General features: G+C 63.8%; 15 protein-coding genes. 7 read left to right on the forward strand and 8 right to left on the reverse strand.

Features of this window, described 5'->3' with window-relative positions:
* Window positions 1-46: 46 nt before the first annotated feature.
* Window positions 47-1252 carry a porin gene (locus QFZ91_RS40875; protein ID WP_429570774.1) on the reverse strand — a complete coding sequence of 402 codons (1206 nt, stop codon included), beginning with the start codon at window positions 1250-1252 and terminating at the stop codon, window positions 47-49.
* 385 nt (window positions 1253-1637) lie between these two features.
* Window positions 1638-2909 (reverse strand): YihY/virulence factor BrkB family protein, encoded by a 1272-nt coding sequence (locus QFZ91_RS40880; RefSeq protein ID WP_184225155.1) that lies wholly within the window; start codon window positions 2907-2909, stop codon window positions 1638-1640.
* Between the two features lie 173 nt (window positions 2910-3082).
* Here QFZ91_RS40880 and QFZ91_RS40885 point away from each other — a divergent pair, with 173 nt between their 5' ends.
* Both QFZ91_RS40885 and QFZ91_RS40890 read left to right on the forward strand, forming a co-directional pair.
* Entirely contained in the window at window positions 3083-3622 is a 540-nt protein-coding gene (locus QFZ91_RS40885; RefSeq protein ID WP_176120140.1) for a YbaK/EbsC family protein, read from the forward strand.
* A gap of 124 nt (window positions 3623-3746) precedes the next feature.
* On the forward strand, window positions 3747-5306 hold the full coding sequence (locus tag QFZ91_RS40890; protein WP_429570775.1) for a methyl-accepting chemotaxis protein: 1560 nt from the start codon (window positions 3747-3749) through the stop codon (window positions 5304-5306).
* A gap of 162 nt (window positions 5307-5468) precedes the next feature.
* Here the strand turns inward: QFZ91_RS40890 and QFZ91_RS40895 are convergent, their stop codons facing one another.
* The 5 genes from QFZ91_RS40895 to QFZ91_RS40915 all read right to left on the reverse strand — a co-directional run bounded on the left by QFZ91_RS40895 (window position 5469) and on the right by QFZ91_RS40915 (window position 14900).
* Complete coding sequence (locus QFZ91_RS40895; RefSeq protein ID WP_429570776.1) at window positions 5469-6059, reverse strand: BPSL1445 family SYLF domain-containing lipoprotein; 591 nt, start codon at window positions 6057-6059, stop codon at window positions 5469-5471.
* Window positions 6060-6346: 287 nt separating this feature from the next.
* Window positions 6347-7735: an FAD-binding oxidoreductase gene (locus QFZ91_RS40900; RefSeq protein WP_429570777.1), complete on the reverse strand. Its 1389-nt coding sequence runs from the start codon at window positions 7733-7735 to the stop codon at window positions 6347-6349.
* Window positions 7736-8626: 891 nt separating this feature from the next.
* Complete coding sequence (locus QFZ91_RS40905) at window positions 8627-11335, reverse strand: hypothetical protein (protein WP_429570778.1); 2709 nt, start codon at window positions 11333-11335, stop codon at window positions 8627-8629.
* Window positions 11336-11598: 263 nt separating this feature from the next.
* Window positions 11599-12261: a ligase-associated DNA damage response endonuclease PdeM gene (pdeM, locus tag QFZ91_RS40910; protein WP_429570779.1), complete on the reverse strand. Its 663-nt coding sequence runs from the start codon at window positions 12259-12261 to the stop codon at window positions 11599-11601.
* Window positions 12258-14900: a ligase-associated DNA damage response DEXH box helicase gene (locus tag QFZ91_RS40915; RefSeq protein WP_429570780.1), complete on the reverse strand. Its 2643-nt coding sequence runs from the start codon at window positions 14898-14900 to the stop codon at window positions 12258-12260. Before QFZ91_RS40915 ends, pdeM begins: the two co-directional genes overlap by 4 nt.
* Window positions 14901-15151: 251 nt before the next feature.
* On the opposite strand from QFZ91_RS40915, the gene QFZ91_RS40920 reads away from it, so the two are divergent.
* The 3 genes from QFZ91_RS40920 (at window position 15152) to QFZ91_RS40930 (ending at window position 17417) form a co-directional block, all read left to right on the forward strand.
* Window positions 15152-15502, forward strand: coding sequence for an FKBP-type peptidyl-prolyl cis-trans isomerase (locus QFZ91_RS40920; RefSeq protein WP_373685682.1), 351 nt, complete (start codon window positions 15152-15154; stop codon window positions 15500-15502).
* 103 nt (window positions 15503-15605) lie between these two features.
* Window positions 15606-16067 carry a DUF488 family protein gene (locus tag QFZ91_RS40925; protein WP_176106611.1) on the forward strand — a complete coding sequence of 154 codons (462 nt, stop codon included), beginning with the start codon at window positions 15606-15608 and terminating at the stop codon, window positions 16065-16067.
* A 276-nt stretch (window positions 16068-16343) separates the two neighbouring features.
* Window positions 16344-17417, forward strand: a complete 1074-nt coding sequence (locus QFZ91_RS40930) for a DUF6765 family protein (RefSeq protein WP_429570781.1) — start codon at window positions 16344-16346, stop codon at window positions 17415-17417.
* A gap of 21 nt (window positions 17418-17438) precedes the next feature.
* Here QFZ91_RS40930 and QFZ91_RS40935 read toward each other — a convergent pair whose 3' ends face one another.
* Entirely contained in the window at window positions 17439-17690 is a 252-nt protein-coding gene (locus QFZ91_RS40935) for a hypothetical protein (protein WP_246391917.1), read from the reverse strand.
* 407 nt (window positions 17691-18097) lie between these two features.
* Here QFZ91_RS40935 and QFZ91_RS40940 point away from each other — a divergent pair, with 407 nt between their 5' ends.
* Both QFZ91_RS40940 and QFZ91_RS40945 read left to right on the forward strand, forming a co-directional pair.
* Window positions 18098-18436, forward strand: a complete 339-nt coding sequence (locus tag QFZ91_RS40940) for a hypothetical protein (protein ID WP_176120149.1) — start codon at window positions 18098-18100, stop codon at window positions 18434-18436.
* A gap of 209 nt (window positions 18437-18645) precedes the next feature.
* Window positions 18646-19497, forward strand: a complete 852-nt coding sequence (locus tag QFZ91_RS40945; RefSeq protein ID WP_429570782.1) for an H-NS histone family protein — start codon at window positions 18646-18648, stop codon at window positions 19495-19497.
* Window positions 19498-19503: the final 6 nt, after the last annotated feature.

Here is a 19503-nt window from a genome sequence, read left to right on the forward strand (position 1 = left end):
GCTACGCAGCTCGTCAGCTGCGTAGCAGGTCCGACTTGAAGTTCGATCAGAACTTGTGGCGGATACCCAGGCTGACCATGACCTGGTTGTTGGTGCTCGACTGGTTGCCGTACGAACCGATCGAAGCCGTCGACGGCACGAGGGTACCGGCACCCGTAGTAGCCGTAGCCGGAACGCGCTGGTTGCCGCTTGCGTGCTGCCATGCGCCGACCAGGTAGAAGTCCGTGCGCTTCGAGAGGTTGTAATCGCCACCCAGCGAAACCTGGTTGTAGGTCGCGGTTGCGTCGCCCGAGCCGTGCGTGTACGCATAGCCGATACCGAGCAGCGCTGCCGGCGTGAGCTGGTAGCCCACGTATGCGCGGCCGACGTTGTACTTCTGCGTCGTCGCGAAGCCCGAGTTTGCGTCCGGGCGGTACTGTGCGTTGCTGTACGACAGGTTGCCCGTCCACGGACCCGTCACGTACTGAACCGCTACCGAAGCGATGCCGATCGACTTCGAGAACGCATATGCCTGGTTGATGCCGGCGTTGTTCGGGAAGTTGGTGTCAAACGTGGCGCCCGGCGCTGCCGTACCTGCCCAGCCGCCTGCAGTCGCACGCGTAGCCGGCGAATTGGCATTGCTTGCGTGCAGGTAGCCTGCAGCGACGCTGAACGGACCTGTTGCATACGTTGCCGCGCCCGACCACGTCTGGCCCGAACCCGTCGCGCCTGCGACGCCGCCCAGAGCATACAGACCTTCGATCTGGAAGCCCGACCAGACCGGCGACACGTACTTCAGCGAGTTGATGACGCGGAAGCTGTTGTCGTTGTTGTCGACGTCGCCCGGCGTAGCGAACGTGCTACCGAAGTAGTTGTCGCCCGTCAGCGGCTGGATCATGTCGACCAGCGGGTCGTACTGACGACCGGCCGTGAACGTGCCCCATGCGTCGCCCGTCAAACCGACGTAAGCCTGACGACCGAACATCGAGCCGCCTTGCTGCAGCTTGCCGGTGTTGATGTCAAAACCGTTTTCCAACTGGAAAATCGCCTTCAGGCCGCCGCCCAGGTCTTCCGTGCCCTTCAGGCCGAAACGGTTACCTTGGAGGTTGCCGCCAAACAATTGAACGAGGCTGCCGCCATGCGGCGTAGCGTTGTTCACGTACTGGATCGACTCATCCAGCACGCCGTACAGGGTCACGCTGCTTTGCGCGTGTGCGACACCGGCGACGCCGAGGAGCGCCAGCGAGAGGGTAGACAGTGCGATTCGTTTCATCCATTTCTCCACGCAGATGATTGTTTGTTGTTGCGGAAAGCAGAATAGCTCAGCGCATCCGCCGGGTAGAAACGGAAAAAAAAGAGTGTCGCCAAAAACTGACAATCGATGCAAACCCTTGTATTTAAAGCCATCAACGATTATTTCTATTTGCGCAATATTTATTGGTCTGATGCGCATTATTGTTGATTTGTTGATAGTGACTGGGTGATTTGACGCACTTTCGGCGTCGATTTGCATGGAAAGTGTAATCTAGTCGTCTACACGTCTGCCTGATTTTGTAGCGAAAGCATAAACGGAACAGCCAGCAAAATGACTAGACATGCTGGACAGAAAAGGTGCGTTGTGTCCAAGCGCGATCGAGCGGTTTCCGGCGCAACACGTTTCAGCGCCTATCGGCGCCACGGCGCGCCACGGCCGCGGCCGTGAGCCCCGCGGCGGCCGCGAGCAGCACCGAGGTCCAAGGGTTGCGTCGAACGTAGCGGTCGGCGGCCGTCGCCTTGCGGCGCGCTTCGACGATGGCCGACGCCGCGAGACGGGTGGCTTGCGCTTCGACGTCGAGCACCTTGCGCGTCACGTCGACCGCCGTTTCATGCGCGGAGCGCTTTTGCACCGCCGCGTCGATCCCCGACGGCGGCAGCGGCGCGGTCGTGTGGCCGGCGACGGGCACAGCCGAGCGAGCCGAAGAAACCGCATTTGCCGCGACGGTCGAGGCCGCGAGCACGGACGCGAGCTTCGCGCGGCTGCCCGGCGGCGCTTCTGCCTGCATGCCCCAGCCGCCGCGCGGATCGTGCAGCCTGCCGCGCGCCGCCGAGAACTCCGCGCCGAGCAGCAGCACCAGCGCCGAGAAGTACAGCCACATCAGCAGGACCGCGAGCGAGCCGGCCGCGCCGAACGCGCTGGCCATTCCCGCATGCGCGAGATAGAGCGCGAACAGCTTTCTCCCGGCCGTAAACAACACGGCCGCGACGATGCCGCCCACCAGCGCATCGCGCCATAGCACCCGGGCGTCGGGCAGGAACTTCAGCAGTCCGGCGAACGCGAAGACCAACACGAGCAGACCGACGCCGAGCTGTAGCAGATTGCCGATCACGACATACGGCGAGTCGCCCCACAGCCATTCGCCGATAAAGGCGATGACCGTATCGAGCACCAGCGACACGATCAGCAGGAACGCGACGCCGAGCACGAGCCCGAACGAAATCAGCCGCACCCGCACCAGCGCGAGCCAGCTGGCCGTGCGCGGCCCGCTGTACGGCCACACTATATTGAGTGCGCTGTTCAGCGAGGAGAACGTCGCCGACGCGCCGATCGCCAGCAGTGAAAAGGAAATGATCGTCGCGATGCCGCCTTTGGCGCCCGCGTGGTGCGCGTTTTCGACGATCGTCTGCACGCCGGCCGCGGCCTGGTCGCCGATCAGGCCGTTGATGTGGCCAAACAGCTCGCCGCGCGCGGCCGCCGGTCCGAAGAACCAGCCGGCCACCGCGATCACCATCACGAGCGTCGGCGCGAGCGAGAACGCCGCATAGAACGCGATGCTCGCCGCCATCTCCAGACAGCGGTTCTCCGTGAACTGCCGAAGTGCGCCCATCGCCCAATTGGCCTGGTGACGCGCGGCCTGCTGGAGGTTCTCGCGAGAAAGGGTGTCGATGTCCATGATCGTGTCTGAATCGTGACGGCGCTTTCACGGTGTTTGCTTCGCCGCAAACCTCGTGCCCATCACTATACAAGTTAAGCGGTGGGCTTCATGGCCTGCTTGCATGGCCCGTTCAGCGGCCGCCCGCGCGTGCCGCTAGAATGCAGCGGGTTAATGTCACCTTTCCGCTCATCATGCATTCGCACGAACTCGTACGGCAACTGGACGTCATCGAGCGCGACCAGTGGAGCGCGCATCTGCCCGCGCATGTCATCGAACAATTGCCGGCGCACGGAATCACGGTGTTCGCGGTTACCGACGACGCCTCCGACACCGCCGCATTCAGCGCGCGCTATGGCTTCGGCCTCGAAGACTGCGCGAACACGATCGTGATCCGTTACAAGAAAGACGGTGGCGAGCACTATGCGGCGCTGGTGTCTCTGGGCTCCCGGCGGCTCGACATCAACGGCGCGGTGAAGGCCGCGCTCGGCGCGCAGCGCCTGTCATTCGCGAAGCGCGAGGCGGCGGTCGAGCATAGCCAGATGGAATTCGGCGGCATCACCGCCTTTGGTCTGCCGGCCGACTGGCGCGTGCTGGTCGACGCCGCGGTGATGGACCGTGCGCAGATCGTGATGGGCGCCGGCGTGCGCGCGGCGAAGCTGCTGATGTCGCCCGACGTGCTGCGGCAATGGCCGCGCTGCGAAGTGGCGGCGCTGACGCTGCCGGCGGACTGAACCCCCGACCTTGAAGTAGCACTGAAGTTTTCCGCCGTCGCGCCGTTAATCCCGACAACGACATGAAACGTTTGCGGCGTCCGCTTGCGCGGACAGCCGCAAGCCACGACAAGGGATACGGAAGATGGAACGGTTTCGCCTGAAAGTGCGGCTGTGGCTCGCGCTCGCGATGATGTGCCTGGGCATTCTGGCGATCGGCCTGTGGGGAGCGTACAAAACGCGCGACACGATGATCGCCGATCGCGAGGACGAGCTGAAAAACGTCGTCAGCATCGCGTACAGCGTGCTCGATCGCTACAACGCGCTCGCCGCGGCCGGCACGATGCCGCTCGCCGACGCGCAGCGCGCCGCGATGGACGACCTGCGCGCGATGCGCTATGACGGCGCCGGCGGCTATCTGGTGCTCGAAGACAGCCACGCGCACGTGCTGATGCATGCCACGCGCGCCGACCTCGTCGGCAAGGACATGACCACCGTCAGCGATCCGGACGGCCGTCATGTGTTCAAGGAGGGTTCCGAGCAAACCCAGCGCGAAGGCGAGGCGTTCGTCCATCTGATGTTCCCGAAGCCCGGCACCGACCAGCTCGCGCCGAAGAGCAACTACATGCGGCTTTATAAGCCGTGGGACTGGACCATAGTCACCGGCGTGTTCACGGACGACATCGACGCGATGTTCTACCGCACCCTCGTGCAATACGTGATTGCGGCGCTAGTGCTTTGCGCGCTCGTGTCGCTGGTGATCGGCGTGATTCTGCGCAGCATTCTGCGTCAGCTTGGCGGCGAACCGGCGTACGCGGTGCAGATCGCGTCGCGAATCGCGGACGGCGACCTCGACGTGATCGTCGATACGAAGACCGGCGACAGTACCAGCCTGCTCGCCGCGATGAAACGGATGCAGCAGCGTCTCGCGCAGGCGATCGAGCAGATTCGCGGCGGCGCGACGCTGATTTCGTCAGTATCGAACGAGATTGCCGCGGGCAATTCGGATCTGTCGCGCCGCACCGAGCAGCAGGCGGCCGCGCTCGGCGAGACCGCGTCGAGCATGGAGCAGATCACCGCGACCGTGCGTCAGAACGCCGACAACGCGAAGCAGGCGAGCCAGCTCGCGCACAACGCTTCGGAGACCGCGGCGCGCGGCGGCGCGGTGGTCGGCCAGGTGATCGACACGATGCGCGGGATTTCACAGTCGTCGCACCGGATCGGCGACATCATCGGCGTGATCGAAGGGATTGCGTTTCAGACCAACATCCTCGCGTTGAACGCGGCCGTCGAGGCGGCGCGCGCGGGCGAGGAGGGCCGCGGTTTCGCGGTGGTCGCGGGCGAAGTGCGTACGCTCGCGCAACGCAGCGCGGCGGCCGCGAAGGAGATCAAGGCGCTGATCGAGGAATCGGCCGCGCAGATCGCGGGCGGTTCGGAGCACGTCGGACGCGCGGGCGACACGATGCAGGAAGTCGTGCAGGCGGTACGTCGCGTCAACGACATCATGGGCGAGATCAGCGCGGCGTCGGTCGAGCAGACCTCGGGCATCGAGCAGGTCAACATCGCGGTCGCGAGCATGGATCAGACGACGCAGCAGAATGCGGCGCTCGTCGAGGAGGCGAGCGCGGCGGCCGATGTGCTGAAGACGCAGACCGGGCAATTGTCGGCGGCGATCTCGGTGTTCAAGTTGCCGGAGCAGCGCTAAACCGCCAGGCCGCGTTGCCGGTGCTCATGTCGACGGTCACGCTCGCCGGGTCGCGCGCGGGATCGGACAGCTCGTGAAAGCGCGTCGTCGACGCGGACCTGTCGTGCAGTCGCGCGGCGCGCGCGCCACAGATCCGCCCGAGCGGAAGCTCCGCTCAGATACTCAAATAATCAGCCGGGACACCTTCGTGCCTTCGAGCGACACGCCGGCCATCAAACCGCCGTTAGTCAACACGAAAGCTTGCACCGGACTCGTTGCGGTCGAGGAATCGACCGCGCCGTTCGCGCCGACCTTCAGCACGGCGACGGTCGCATTCGCGCCGACCGCCCAGCCCTGGCTGTGCATGAATTCGTCGAGCGCTTCCTGCGTCATGAACAGAAACACGAGCGCCTTCGACTGCGCGCCGATCTGCAACCCGAACGAGCCCGCGACCGTGCTGAAGTAGCCGACCGTGCGGCCGCCGATGCGCATCGCCCCTTCACCATACTGTGCGCCGACCCAGAAGCCGGCCGAGATCACCGACGGAAACACCAGCACGCCGCGCGCTTTCGCAACGAGCTCGCGCGAACCGTCGGCGTTTTCGTAGAGACGCGCGAGCGTCGAGTCGACGCCGGCGTTGATCGTGTCGCGCTTGCCGGCATTGGCCGACGGCGATGCGTTCGAGGACGGCGAAGTCGTCGTGCAACCGGTGAGGCTCAGGCCTGCGACGGCCAATGCAGCGCTGCCGGTCATGATGAATTGTCGTCTGCGCATGACTGTTTTCCTTTGCGTTTCTCACGCATGTTGTACGTTATGGAAGAGTGCGGCGAATTGCCCGCCTTGCTTTGCTTTGTTCTCATTTGCGCACGAGAGGTTCCGTGCGCGCGATGATTGTCGTTGAGCGTTGAGAGGGCGTGCCGCGACGCGCGAAGCAAGCATCGCGGGCATCCACGGCCGACAAATTAGCAGGGAGCGTGCCCAAGGGCCGCGCCGCCTTGCGCGAGGGCGGCGCGGCGATTTGCAGTTCGCGGTTTTGCGCTGCTTGCCGTTGCGCGTCGCCGCTACAGCGTTGGGCGAATGTTCTGGTTATGGCGGAACAGGTTGTGCGGATCGTAGCGGTTCTTCACGGCGACGAGCCGCTCATAGTTGGGCCCATAGGCATCCGCGATACGGCCGCCTTCTTCCTCGGTCATGAAGTTGACGTACACGCTGCCTAGCGCAAACGGGCGCGCCGCGTCGAAAAAGTCGCGCGCCCATGCGACGCAGCGCTCGTCGTCGCGCGCATCGTCCCAGCGGCCGTGCACGTTCATCGCGTATAGCGTCTCGCGAGCCGGGTAAGCGGTTGCGTCGACCGCCACGCGCTGCGTTTGCGCACCGATCAGCCCGAAGAAAATTTCGCATTGCGTGGACGGCAGCGTGTCGATCGCGCGGATCAGTGCGTCGATCAGACCATCGTCGATGGTGGCGAGGTTGTGCGACTTCCAGTAGTTGCGCGCGCCCGGTGTGAGCAGCGGATCGAAGGCCTGTTGCCAGACTTCGAGGGGCATCGGACCAAGATGTTCGCCGAGCGGCTTGCCGAAGCCGCGCGCGGCTTCCACCGCGTCCGGGCCTTTGTCGACCGGGCCGTTGTAGCACATCGCGAACACCAGCACGGGTTTGCCGTGCACGTCGGGCGGCAGGAACGGCAGCGGCGGCGCGAGCCGCGCGACCGCCCAGACGGCCAGATCGTCGGGCATTGCCGGCGCGGCATCGCGGTATTTGATCAGTGCTTCCTTCGCGTCGGCGAGCGGCAACACGACGAGGCCGCCATACACGAGCGGGCCGACCTCATGAAGCGCGAACTCGAATAGCGTAACAACGCCGAAATTGCCGCCGCCGCCGCGAATCGCCCAGAACAGATCGTCGTGCGAAGTGGCGCTCACGTGGCGGTACTCACCGTCGGCGGTGACGATGTCGGCCGCGACGAGGTTGTCGATCGTCATGCCGTAGCGGCGGCTCAGCCAGCCGAAGCCGCCGCCGAGCGTCAGACCTGCGACGCCGGTCGTCGAGTTGATGCCGAGTGGTGTCGCGAGTCCGAATGCCTGCGCTTCGTGATCGAAATCATGCAGCGTCGCGCCGGGTTCAACATACGCGCGCCGCGCTTGCGGGTCGATACGCACCGATTTCATCGTGGACAGATCGAGCACGAGGCCATCGTCGCACACAGCGCTGCCGCCGATATTATGGCCGCCGCCGCGAATGGCGAGCGGCAGGCCGTTGTCGCGCGCGAAGGCGACGCCGCTGCGCACGTCGGCTACACCCGCGCAGCGCAGGATCATCGCGGGAGTACGGTCGATCATCGCGTTCCAGATGCTGCGCGCCGTGTCGAAGCCCGGCGTGTCGGGCAGCAGAAGCTGGCCGCGCAGTGTGGATTTGAATTCGTCGACGGCGCTGCTGGAGATAGTAACCATGTTGTACCTCGTCGGAGAGGGGAGGGCGCTCGCAGAACACTGCTCAGCAGACCAAACAAAATGCGGGCGGTGAATGAAAGCGGATTGAGAGGTTCGGCTGCGTGCAGTAAACGGGGCGGCGCGACGAAGTCAAACAAAGGTTTACCCGCGTATGGGGGCGATCCCGCGCAGTAGCTCGCGGGGACGGGCGTTTGCGGGCAGCGCAACGACGATACGCGACGGTAGCGCGGAAGATGGTGGGAATGCTCCGGAAAAAGCGTGCGTGCCGATGTGTTGGTTATCTGACGCGCTGGTGGTTGTGCCACGACACTTTGCAGATGGAGTGGGTCGCGATCGCGTACGGCTGAGCCGCACGTTCGGCGACTGTGCGCGGCAGCGCACATCGCGACATCGCTCCTTGCGACGCACAGGCGTTATGCAACGACGCGTAATGTTTCGCGCGCGCATTTCGGTGATTTTCATGGTGTTGTCTATTGGATTTCTCTCATTCGGCTTTTCCAATTTTCATGTTTATGTGGGAATGGCCACATGAATAAAACGGATGATGTGTAAATGATCTGAATTCATCCTATAAAACCAAATGTTAATTTTCTTTATGTCGCTCCAATTGCCTCGAGCGTGATAGTTTTAACTTCCCGTATGAAGAATATGGATTAGCGGATTTGGCTGACGCATCGTCGTTTTCCCCTGCCTGGCACGCCGTATCGGCAATATCGCATTGCGTGGTCTAGCGCACGGTCGCGCGATTGCACTGCGAATAACTTCAACGTCCATCAAGCCTCGCTGTGCGGCTCTCACGATCACGTGCGCGCACGGCCAGCCCATTCTCTCGAAGCACGCCAAATCGGACCGGGGATTTTCCGTGAGAGAAGTATTTAGTGCGAGCGCATTTTAATTCGCATAAGGCGAAGCTGCGCAAAGGCTTTGACTTTCATTTTTTTTGACGAGCGGGGATTCACTCGTTAATTGGACCGGTCGCTCAGAGGAAATAATTAGGAGGATGAAATGAAAAAGCAAAACGGGGACGCGTGGATACTTGGCACGCGGCGGGCGGCTTTGGCGGTCGCGGTCAGTCTTTATGCGGCGATGGCGGGTGCGCAGACGAATTCGGGGAGCACCGCCGCGCCAGCAACCAATCCTGGAGTGATGGTGCTCGCCGAGGCGAGCGTCTACGGCGGATGTCCGTCGGGCGGCGGGCCGGGCTGCACCTCGCAGGGATTCGGGCAACTCGGGGCGGGTGCCCTCGGCATCGCGGCGGCGGGGCTCGGTCCGACGTCGTCCACCGGCTCGTCGCCGGGCAGCGGGACGTCGTCGACGGGCGCGGGCAGCAGTGGCGGAAATAGTTCGGCTAATTCCGGCACCGGCGGGGTGGGCTCGGGAAATACCGGCGGCAACAATGGTAATGGCGGTTCCGGCGACAACGGTAATGGCGGCGCTGGAAGCGGTGGCGATGGCTCGGGGAATGGCGGCACGGGCGGCGATGGCGGCAACAACGGTGGCGGTGATAACGGCGGGGATGGTGGGGACGGTGGTGGGGGGCATGGCCATGGCCATGGCCATGGCCATGGCCATGGTGGTGATGGTGATGGTGATGGTGATGGCGATGGCGATGGCGATGGCGATGGCGGTCATGGTCATGGCCACGGTGGCGATGGCGGTCATGGCCACGGCCACGGCGGCGATGGTGACGGCGATGGCCACGGTGGCGATGGTGACGGTGATGGCGGTCATGGTCATGGCCACGGTGGCGAGGGTGACGGTGATGGCGGTCATGGCCATGGCGGAGACGGTGATGGCGGTCATGGACATGGTCACGGTGGCGATGGTGACGGCGATGGCGGTCATGGCCGCGGCCACGGCGGCGATGGTGACGGCGATGGCGGTCATGGCCACGGCGGCGATGGTGACGGCGATGGCGGTCATGGTCATGGCCACGGCGGCGATGGTGACGGCGATGGCGGTCATGGCCACGGCCACGGTGGCGAGGGTGACGGCGATGGCGGTCATGGTCATGGCCACGGTGGCGATGGTGACGGCGATGGCGGCCATGGCCACGGCCACGGTGGCGAGGGTGACGGCGATGGCGGCCATGGTCATGGCCACGGTGGCGATGGTGACGGCGATGGCGGCCATGGTCATGGCCACGGTGGCGATGGTGACGGCGATGGCGGTCATGGCCACGGCCATGGCGGTGATGGTGATGGCGACGGTGGTCATGGACATGGTCACGGTGGCGATGGTGACGGCGATGGCGGTCATGGTCACGGCCACGGTGGTGATGGAGATGCCGGTCATGGTCACGGTGGCGATGGTGACGGCGATGGCGGTCATGGCCACGGCCACGGTGGCGATGGTGACGGCGATGGCGGTCATGGTCACGGCCACGGTGGTGATGGAGATGCCGGTCATGGTCACGGTGGCGATGGTGACGGCGATGGCGGTCATGGCCACGGCCACGGTGGCGATGGTGACGGCGATGGCGGTCATGGTCATGGCCACGGTGGCGATGGTGACGGCGATGGCGGTCATGGCCACGGCCATGGCGGTGATGGTGATGGCGACGGTGGTCATGGACATGGTCACGGTGGCGATGGTGACGGCGATGGCGGTCATGGTCACGGCCACGGTGGTGATGGAGATGCCGGTCATGGTCACGGTGACAGCGGCCACGGCGATGGCGGTCATGGCGAAAGCGGTCACGGTGACGGCGGCCACGGCGAGGGCGGTCACGGCGAAAGCGGCCACGGTGACGGCGGCCATGGCGAGGGCGGCCATGGCGAGGGCGGTCACGGCGAGGGCGGTCACGGCGAGGGGGGTCACGGTGACGGCGGCCATGGCGAGGGCGGTCACGGCGATGGCGGTCACGGCGATGGCGGTCACGGCGAAAGCGGCCACGGTGACGGCGGCCATGGCGACGGCGGTCACGGCGACGGCGGCCACGGCGGCAGCGGTCATGGTGACAGCGGGCACGGTAGCAGCGGTGGCGAAGGCAAGAGCGGTTCTGCCGACGGTGGCCGTGGCGGTGAAGGTGGCGGCCAAGGCAACGGCGGTTCCGGACACGGTGGCCATGGCGGTGAAGGTAGTGGCGGCCAGGGCAACGGCGGTTCTGGACACGGTGGCCATGGTGGTGAAGGCGGCGGCAGTCAGGGCGGCGGCGGTTTCGGACACGGTGGCCATGGTGGTGAAGGCAGTGGCGGCCAAGGCAACGGCGGCTCGGGCAACGGTGGTCATGGCGGTGAAGGCGGTGGCCAGGGCAACGGCGGTTCTGGACACGGCGGCCATGGTGGTGAAGGCGGCGGCCAGGGTACCGGCGGCTCGGGCAACGGTGGCCATGGCGGTGAAGGCGGTGGCGGCCAGGGGAACGGAGGCTCCGGACACGGGGGCCATGGCGGCGAAGGCGGCGGCCAGGGCGGAAACGGCGGCAACGGTGGTGGCCACGGCAGCGGTGGTTCCGGCAACGGAGGACGCGGTGGCCATGGCGGCAACGGCGGCAACGGCGGCGGCCAAGGCAACGGTGGCAACGGTGGCAACGGTGGCAACGGTGGCAACGGTGGCGGCTTCGGCAACGGCGGCTTCGGTAACGGTGGCCACGGAGGCCATGGCGGCTACGGCGGCGGTGGCTCCGGCAGTGGCGGCCACGGCGGCAGCAACCATTAAGCAGTGGCAAGGGTCCCGCGAACCTTGCGGGGCTCCCTCCAGGAAGGGAGGCCGGCGCCGCCCGGCCTCCAAACCGAAACCGCGCTCGAGCACCGCGGGGAATTTGCAGCGAAAAAGCCAGCAAAAAACCACGCTAGCGAATCAGCAAACCAACCCGCAAACAAAAACGCAATCAGGCAACAAAGTGGACGGCCCCCGCCGTCCGCTCAACCCCTCAACTCGATCACCCTCTCCTGCACGACCAGAAAAACCCTCTCCCCCAAAACGCGCCCCGTCTCACGCGCCCCTCCAGTAAAACTCCCGAACGCCGGCAGCACCCCCCGATCGATCCCGAAGCGAAAGCACGGCACGCGCACTGAATCGGTCCGCGTCGCGATTCGATAGACCGGATGCACATGCCCCGCGAGCACATACGCGTGATCGACCGCATGCGGGTGATGACACAGCGCCCACGCCCCGAAATGCCACGGCTCGCGCACAGACTCGACATCCAACGAAGGCGGCAACGCACCGGCATGCCGATCATGATTGCCTTCGACTAGCACCACGCGCATCGACGCATACCGCGCGCGCCACACATGCAACGCATCGAGTGTGGGTGTCGACAGCGACTGGCGCGCATGCAGCAGATCGCCGAGAAAGACCAGCGTCGCCGGCTCGAACTCGGTGATCAGACGATCGATTCGCAGCAGATTCTCCGCGGTCGAACCAGTCGGCACCGGAATGCCACGCGCGCGAAACACCGCATCCTTGCCGAAATGCGCATCGGCGATAAAAAGCGCGCGCAGCACCGGATCGAAACACGCGCGCAAACTCGATAGCACGAGAGGCCGTCCGCCGACGTCGATCGCAAGCGAGGTCGCCGTCATCGTTGCGCCGCCCTTTCGAGTTCGGCCAGCATTCGCTCGACGCGATCGGCGAGCTTCTCGGTGCTGACCTTTTCGCGCAGGCGTCCGACGATCAACGGAAACGCGAACGGCGTCGCCTTCCTGGGCCGCGTGAGCACGACGCGGCTCGCGTTCATTCGTTCGAGCGCAATACGAATTCGCCGCACGTCGAGTTCCTGTAGCAGTACTTCGGTATCGGCCTGGCCCAGCAGCAGATTGCCGCGATCGTGCTGACGAAAGATCTCGTAGAAAAGCCCGCTCGAGGCCTGTAATTGCCGCGCGCTTTTCTGCTGTCCAGGATGCGCCTGAAACACGAGGCCCGACACCCGCGCAATCTCACGAAAACGTCGCAAAGAGAGTTCGGACGAATTGAGGCTTGCAAGAATGTCGTGATCGAGTTCGTCAGGTGAAAGCAGGCCATTGCGCAAGTGCGCGTCCCAATCGAACGCCTGCGCGCACAGCAATTCGAAACCGTAGTCGTTCATCGAAATGGAAAACGTGCCGGGCTCGTCGCGCGCGACCCGCCACGCGAGCAGAGCGCCAAGCCCGATATGCGCGGTGCGCCCGGCGAACGGATAGCAGAAGAAGTGGTAACCCTCGCGCGATTTCAGCAGCTCGACGACCAGCACGCCCGGCTCGGGCAATGCCGACCACTTCTGCTGCAATTCGAGCAGCGGCCGTACCGCGCGCATTTCCGGCTCGTCGTAGATGCCGTCGGCGGCGCGCGCGAGCATCGTCAGTGTCGCGTCGGCGAGCTCGGACGATAGCGGCATGCGGCTGCCGGCCCATTGCGGCATTGCCCCACGCGATGAGCTCGCACGCCGCACCCACGCCGTCATATCCTGCACGCGGATCAATTCCAGCGCGCGGCCGCCGAACGTGAATACATCGCCGGGTCTGAGCCGTGAGATGAACGATTCCTCGATTGCGCCAATGCGACCGCCCGATAGATACGCCACGTTCAACGTCCCATTCGCGACGATCGTGCCGATGTTGTTGCGATGCCGGCGCGCGAGATCGTCGCGCGGCACGCGGTACAGACCGTCGCTGTCGCGCGCGACGCGATGGTAGTCGGGATACGCGCGCAGCGTCGCGCCGCCGCCTTCGACGAAACCCAGCGCCCAGTCGAACTCCTGCTGCGTCAGATCGCGATATGCATAGGTATGCAGAAGTTCATCGTACAGCTCGCGCGCATCGAAGCCACCGCCGATCGCGACGGTGACGAGATGCTGCACCAGCACGTCGAACGGCTTTTGCGGCGTATCGCGGCTTTCGATCTGCCGTTTGTCGACGGCTTCACGCGCGGCCGCCGCTTCGATCAATTCGAGCGCATGCGTCGGCACGATCGTCACCCGCGACGGCAAACCGGGTGCGTGTCCCGAGCGGCCCGCGCGCTGCATCAAACGCGCGACGCCTTTTGGCGAGCCGATCTGGAACACGCGCTCCACCGGCAGAAAATCGACGCCGAGATCGAGACTCGACGTACACACCACGGCCTTTAGCAAGCCGTCCTTCAATCCGCGTTCGACCCACTCGCGTACCTGCTGATCGAGCGAGCCGTGATGCAGCGCGATCACGCCAGCCCATTCGGGGCGCGCGTCGAGCAGCGCCTGATACCACACCTCGCATTGCGAGCGCGTGTTCGTGAATACGAGCGAGGTGCGCGCTTCGTCGATCGCGCGCGCGACCGCATCGACCTGACGCATGCCCATGTGACCGCCCCACGGAAAGCGCTCGATCGTGTCGGGAATGATCGTGTCGACGATCAGTGCCTTCGGCAGCGCGCCGTGTACCCTGACGCGCGGCGTCGCGACCGGCGCAAGCAGGACCTCGGTCGCGAACGACAGATTGCCCAGCGTCGCCGACAGCCCCCATACCTGCAAGCCGGGCTGCCAATGCGTGAGACGCGCGAGCGCGAGTTGCGTCTGTGTGCCGCGTTTGTTGCCGAGCAGTTCGTGCCATTCATCGACGATCACGAGCCGCACCTGAGACAGTACTTCGCGCGCATCGGCGCGCGTCAGGATCAGCGTCAGACTCTCGGGCGTCGTGACGAGCGCGGACGGCATGCGCCGGTTCTGCCGCTCGCGTTCGGCGGCCGACGTATCGCCGGTGCGCAGACCGACGCTCCAAGGTACCGCGAGTTCGGTCGCGGAGCTTTGCAACGCGCGCGCGGTATCGGCCGCGAGCGCGCGCATTGGTGTAATCCAGAGCACCGTCAGCGGTTCGGGGTGCTTGCGCGGCGTCGACGCCGCATTCGCGAACGCGGCGAGCGCGCCGAACCACACGGCCCAGGTTTTGCCGGCCCCGGTGCTTGCGTGCAGTACGCCGCTCGCGCCAGCGGCGATGTTGCGCCAAACCTCGCGCTGAAAATCGAACGGCTGCCAACGGCGCGCGGCGAACCATGCGTCGAGTTTGTCGGCGAACGGGCGACGCGCGTCGTCGGGTGAATACGAGGGGAACGGCAGCGGCTCGAAAGCGGATTCGCGCGCATCGAGCCGCGCCTGTTGGGCACGGCTGCGCGGAATCCGGCGCGGCCTTGGCGCGCGAACGCGCTCGTCGGCGGGCGCTGGCGCGGCGGTCGGGTCGTCAGCGGGGTTGTCGGAATGGGCCGGCTCGGTCATCGGAAGCGCTCTCAACGGGTGCGGCGGATTCGCGTGCCGGCGACTCGCGCCGGATGTTCATGTGGACCGCGGGCTCGCGCGGCGGTTCAGCGAAGTTCGTGACAGGCGCGCAACGACCCGCGGCATCCGGCAGTATCTGGGAGCCTCGGCCGACACCCGATCCGTTACAATCAAACGGACTACCCCACTGGAGATTTGCTTTGAAATCACTCGTTGCTTTGCTGGCCGCAGCCGTGCTGTCCTCAACCGCGATGGCTGCCGCGCCGACCACGGAGAAGCTGCCGTCCGGCGTCATCGTCGAACATCTGACGCAAGGCACGGGCCCGCAGCCGTCCGCGACCGACGTGGTAAAAGTCAACTACCGCGGCACGCTGCCCAACGGCACCGAATTCGATAGCTCGGCCAAGCATGGCGGCCCGGCCACGTTCCCGCTCAATCGCGTGATTCCGTGCTGGACGCAAGGCGTGCAGAAGATGAAAGTCGGCGGCAAGGCGCGACTCACGTGCCCGGCGGCGACCGCATATGGCGATCGCGGCGTCGGCCCGATTCCGCCGAATACCGATCTGACCTTCGAAGTCGAACTGGTCGACATCGTCAAGTAAAGCGCGCAAGCGGCGCTAAAGATGCACTGCCACCGAGCCTCGCTGCGCCAATCGCAGCGAGGCTTTTTTATGGGCGCCGAATGGCCCGCCAAGGGGATTCACGATGAAACGTGACAAAGGTACCGTACAGGTGGCGAGCATTGGTTTTACCGGCAAGAGCGCCCAGAAGTTCTTCGGTTTGTTGAAAGAGGCCCAAGTGCGCACGGTGCTCGACATTCGCCTCAACAACACGTCGCAGCTGGCGGGTTTTGCGAAAAAGCAGGATCTGCCTTTCTTTCTCGAGCAGTTGTGCAATGCGGCGTACGTGGAAATTCCGGAGTTGGCTCCCGAGCCGGAACTGCTCAAACGCTACCAGGGCAAGCAGCTGAGCTGGGAGAACTTTCGCGAGGAATATCTCGACCTCATCGCGCGCCGCCGTGTGGAAAGCAATCTGGATATCGCGCTGTTTGAATCGGGCTGCCTGCTTTGCAGTGAACATTTACCACATCATTGTCACCGGATGTTCGCGCTCGAGTATCTGAACCAGCACTGGAACAATCGTCTTTCCGTTACACATTTGACCTGACCGGCGCCGGTCGGGCCGGGTTACGCTTTCCGTCTCGTTGCCCGGCGGCTTGCTGTGCCGGTGGGTTGCATCTCGCTGGCGCCGCCGGCGTTTTCCTTCAGTAGCCCGAATAGTAGCGTGGCGCGAAACGTGGAAGAACACGCCCAATACGCATGTTATTTCAAGGCGCGTGCCGCTCGCTCGTCTACTATCTACTCACGCGCAGCTCCCTGTATTCGTCTCGCCCTATCGCCGGCCACAGACCGGCCGTGACTATGCGCGCCAGGAGCGCCTGCCATGAACATCGACTTCCATTACGGCGTGGTCTACATTGCCGCGCGCGTCGGCGGCATGACGGCCGGCGATGCGCAAACCGTCGCGCATGCCTGCCAATACGTCGACGACGCAACGACGAACGGAATACTGCGGTTCAAAGGCGGCGAGACATTCGAGCGATTCGCGACCGCGCACAAGTTATTCGATTACGCCAATACCGAGAACGACCAGAATCGGCTCGTCTGGGCGCCGTTCCATTTTCTGCCGGCTGGGGAGGGTGACAGTCTCGAGGAAAAGGCGGTTTGCCGGCCCGACAGTGAAGTCGCGCGCGAAGTCGTGCGGCGCGCGATCCGGCAGCGCGATTCGGAGACCGCGTTGCACCGGCTCGGCGTGACGCTTCATACGTATGTCGATACCTGGGCGCACCAGGGATTCGCGGGCATCGAAAGTCCGTGGAATCGCGTGCATCTTCTCGAAGCGCAGGATTGCACGCGCAAAGGCTGGCTCGCGAGCCTGGAACTGGCGGTTGCGCATCTGATCGAGCGCGCCGAGACGGACGTTCTGACGATCGCGTTGCCGGTTGGCCACGGCGCCGCGTTGCATTATCCCGACCAGCCGTGGGCACGCTGGCATTACATCGACGGCTGCAATCACTTCATCTCACGACACAATTTGCCGGATTTCGTGCAGGCGGCGGACATGAGTTGTCGTGTCGTGCGAGCTTATCTGGCCGGACGCGAAGATTTCGAAAACCAGCCCGGCATGCCGGACGACGTCAAAGACGCACTGACCCGACTGCTCGATACGAACCGCGAACCCGACGACAACCTGCGTCTGAGAACCGTTTGTGAATGGGTGAATGCCGGCCGTATTCCGGGTTTGAAAGAACCCGTTCCCGGCTATATCGCGAAAGGACACGGTTCGTGGAAGTACCAGGCCACCGGTTTGTTGTGCGATGACGACACCGGGGACAGACCGGAGTGGACGACCGCCTTCGAGAAGAGCGACTACCGCCTCTTTCACGACGCGGTCAAACAGCATCGTTTCGTGACCACCCAGGAGATCTTGCCCGCGCGCGGATTACGCATTGCCTGAGTGAATGGAGCAGGGCGCCAGTTACTGCATTTTGGCTTGCTGATGTGGCGCGGCCTGAGTCGCCGCCTGCTGTTCTTCGGCGTGCTTTTTGGCCACATGCCGTCCGACGATACAGCCGCCGACCGCGCCGACCACCGCGTGATGTCCCGCATAATGTCCGGCGACGCCGCCCACTACCGCTCCTTTCAGGCAACCGGCCGCGTTCGCGGTGCTTGCCATTACCAACGAGACTGCCAGTGCCCCGAGGGCGGTCCGAATAAAGTCAGCTTTCATTGTAAGTACCATCGTGTTTGAGTGGATCGAAGTTAGGGTGGCCCGGCGTCTTTTTCAATAGCCGCCGCGAGCATGGCGGCTGACAAAGGACTCTCTATTGGCTCGGCATCCGCCGCTGGGCACCGATACGAAGTGTAAATGGACCTGCGCAGAGCAGGAGCAACAAGTGCTGCAAGATCGGTAACGGCAAGTTACCGGAGCCGGGGGCTTTGCAGGCATCGTCACTGATGTCTTGCACACGCTTGAATCGGTTCACTATAGCGGTTCAGCAAAAAAAGACCGTTTTCAAATAAAAAGTGGGCTACTCTCCTTTGAATATCCAAATGCCGGGCTATAGTAGAAGCGACTAAAGCCAGAAAGCATGACGGCGCGCTTTTGCCGTCGATGCTGATGACGGGGAAACACAAATGACGCCATCGAATGCAGCGATCTATCAGACCAGGACTTGCACACCGGAGTCGTTGCGTACGCTCGCGAGCTTTCTCGAATTGGCGCTCGACGAGGGAAAAAGCGTGGTCGTCATGCGGATCGGCAAGCAGGCGCGCAGCGTTTATGTCGGAAATCCATCCGGTGCATTGGAGGATTTAACAGATTCCGGTGTCGTCGATGCTTTCCAGGCAGATGAAATGCTGCTACTGACCCGCGTGGGCCTGAACCGGATAACGGCGGACGGTCAACACTACCGCTTTATACGGAGTGTGAGGTACATTGCCGATCGCCAGGTCGTCGTTTTTACACCTATCTGAGCGGTGGAACCGAAACGAAAAAAGAAGAATCACGAGGGAAGGAAAAGGAAGAAAGCTTCGATGACCCGCTAGAAAACCTGAAAGCTTTATTATTTGAAAGCTGCATCGGCGCTGGTATCGATGTATTGAAGCTCAGGATAGGTCAATAGACTGCCTTTCTTCCGTCATTCATGGCATAGTTCGACGATTACCACATAAGGAGCAATCAAATGCCTTCGTTAGAGCAAATCCAAGCAAAGCTTAAGAAGCTCCAGGCGCAAGCTGACGTTCTCATTGCCAGAAAAGCGCAGGCCGCGGTCGATCAGATTCGCGAGTTGATGCTCAAGCACGGTCTGACGACTGCCGATATCGAAGCACAGGCAAAGGCACGACGCTCCGCGCGAGGTCTGAATGGCAATACGGGTACGGGCCGGGGAAGACCTGCTGGCGTGAGCAAAGCCGCCAGGTCGGCAACGCCGGCGAAGTACCGCGACCCTAAAACCGGCGCGACCTGGACGGGGCACGGCCGCGCGCCTGGCTGGATCGCCGGCGCGAAGGACCGCACGGTGTTCCTGATCGACGCTGCGAGCGCAAGCCAAGCCGCGGCTACTCCCGCCGCGAAGCGCGGCAAAGGTCAGCCGAAAGGCGCCCAGCCGCCGAAGTACCTGGATCCGAAAACCGGTGCGACGTGGAGCGGACGCGGTCCGGCGCCGGCATGGCTTGCTTCCGTTAAGGATCGCAGCAAATTCCTGATCGATGGCGCGAGCGCGGCTGCCGCTCCGAAAGCGGTGAAAACGGCGGCAAAGAGCGGCCAGGCGAAAGCGACCGCAAGCGCGGTAGGCAAAAAGACCACGGCGAAAAAAGCAGTGGCGAAAAAAGCCACGCGCACGACGGCCATGAAAAAGACCGCAGCCAGAAAGGCAACGCCGGCAAGCCGGAAAGCCGCGGTGAAGAAAACCGCTGGCCGCAAAAGCGCTGTGAAGTTGGCAAGAAAAGCACCGGCCCGCAAGGCTGCCGCAAAGAGCACGGCCGCGCCCGTCGCGGCGGCTCCGCAAACGCCCGAGACGCAAGCAGGCGCGTAATAGCCG

It is taken from the genome of Paraburkholderia sp. JPY419 (assembly GCF_050435705.1).
GTDB classification, from domain to species: Bacteria; Pseudomonadota; Gammaproteobacteria; order Burkholderiales; family Burkholderiaceae; genus Paraburkholderia; species Paraburkholderia youngii.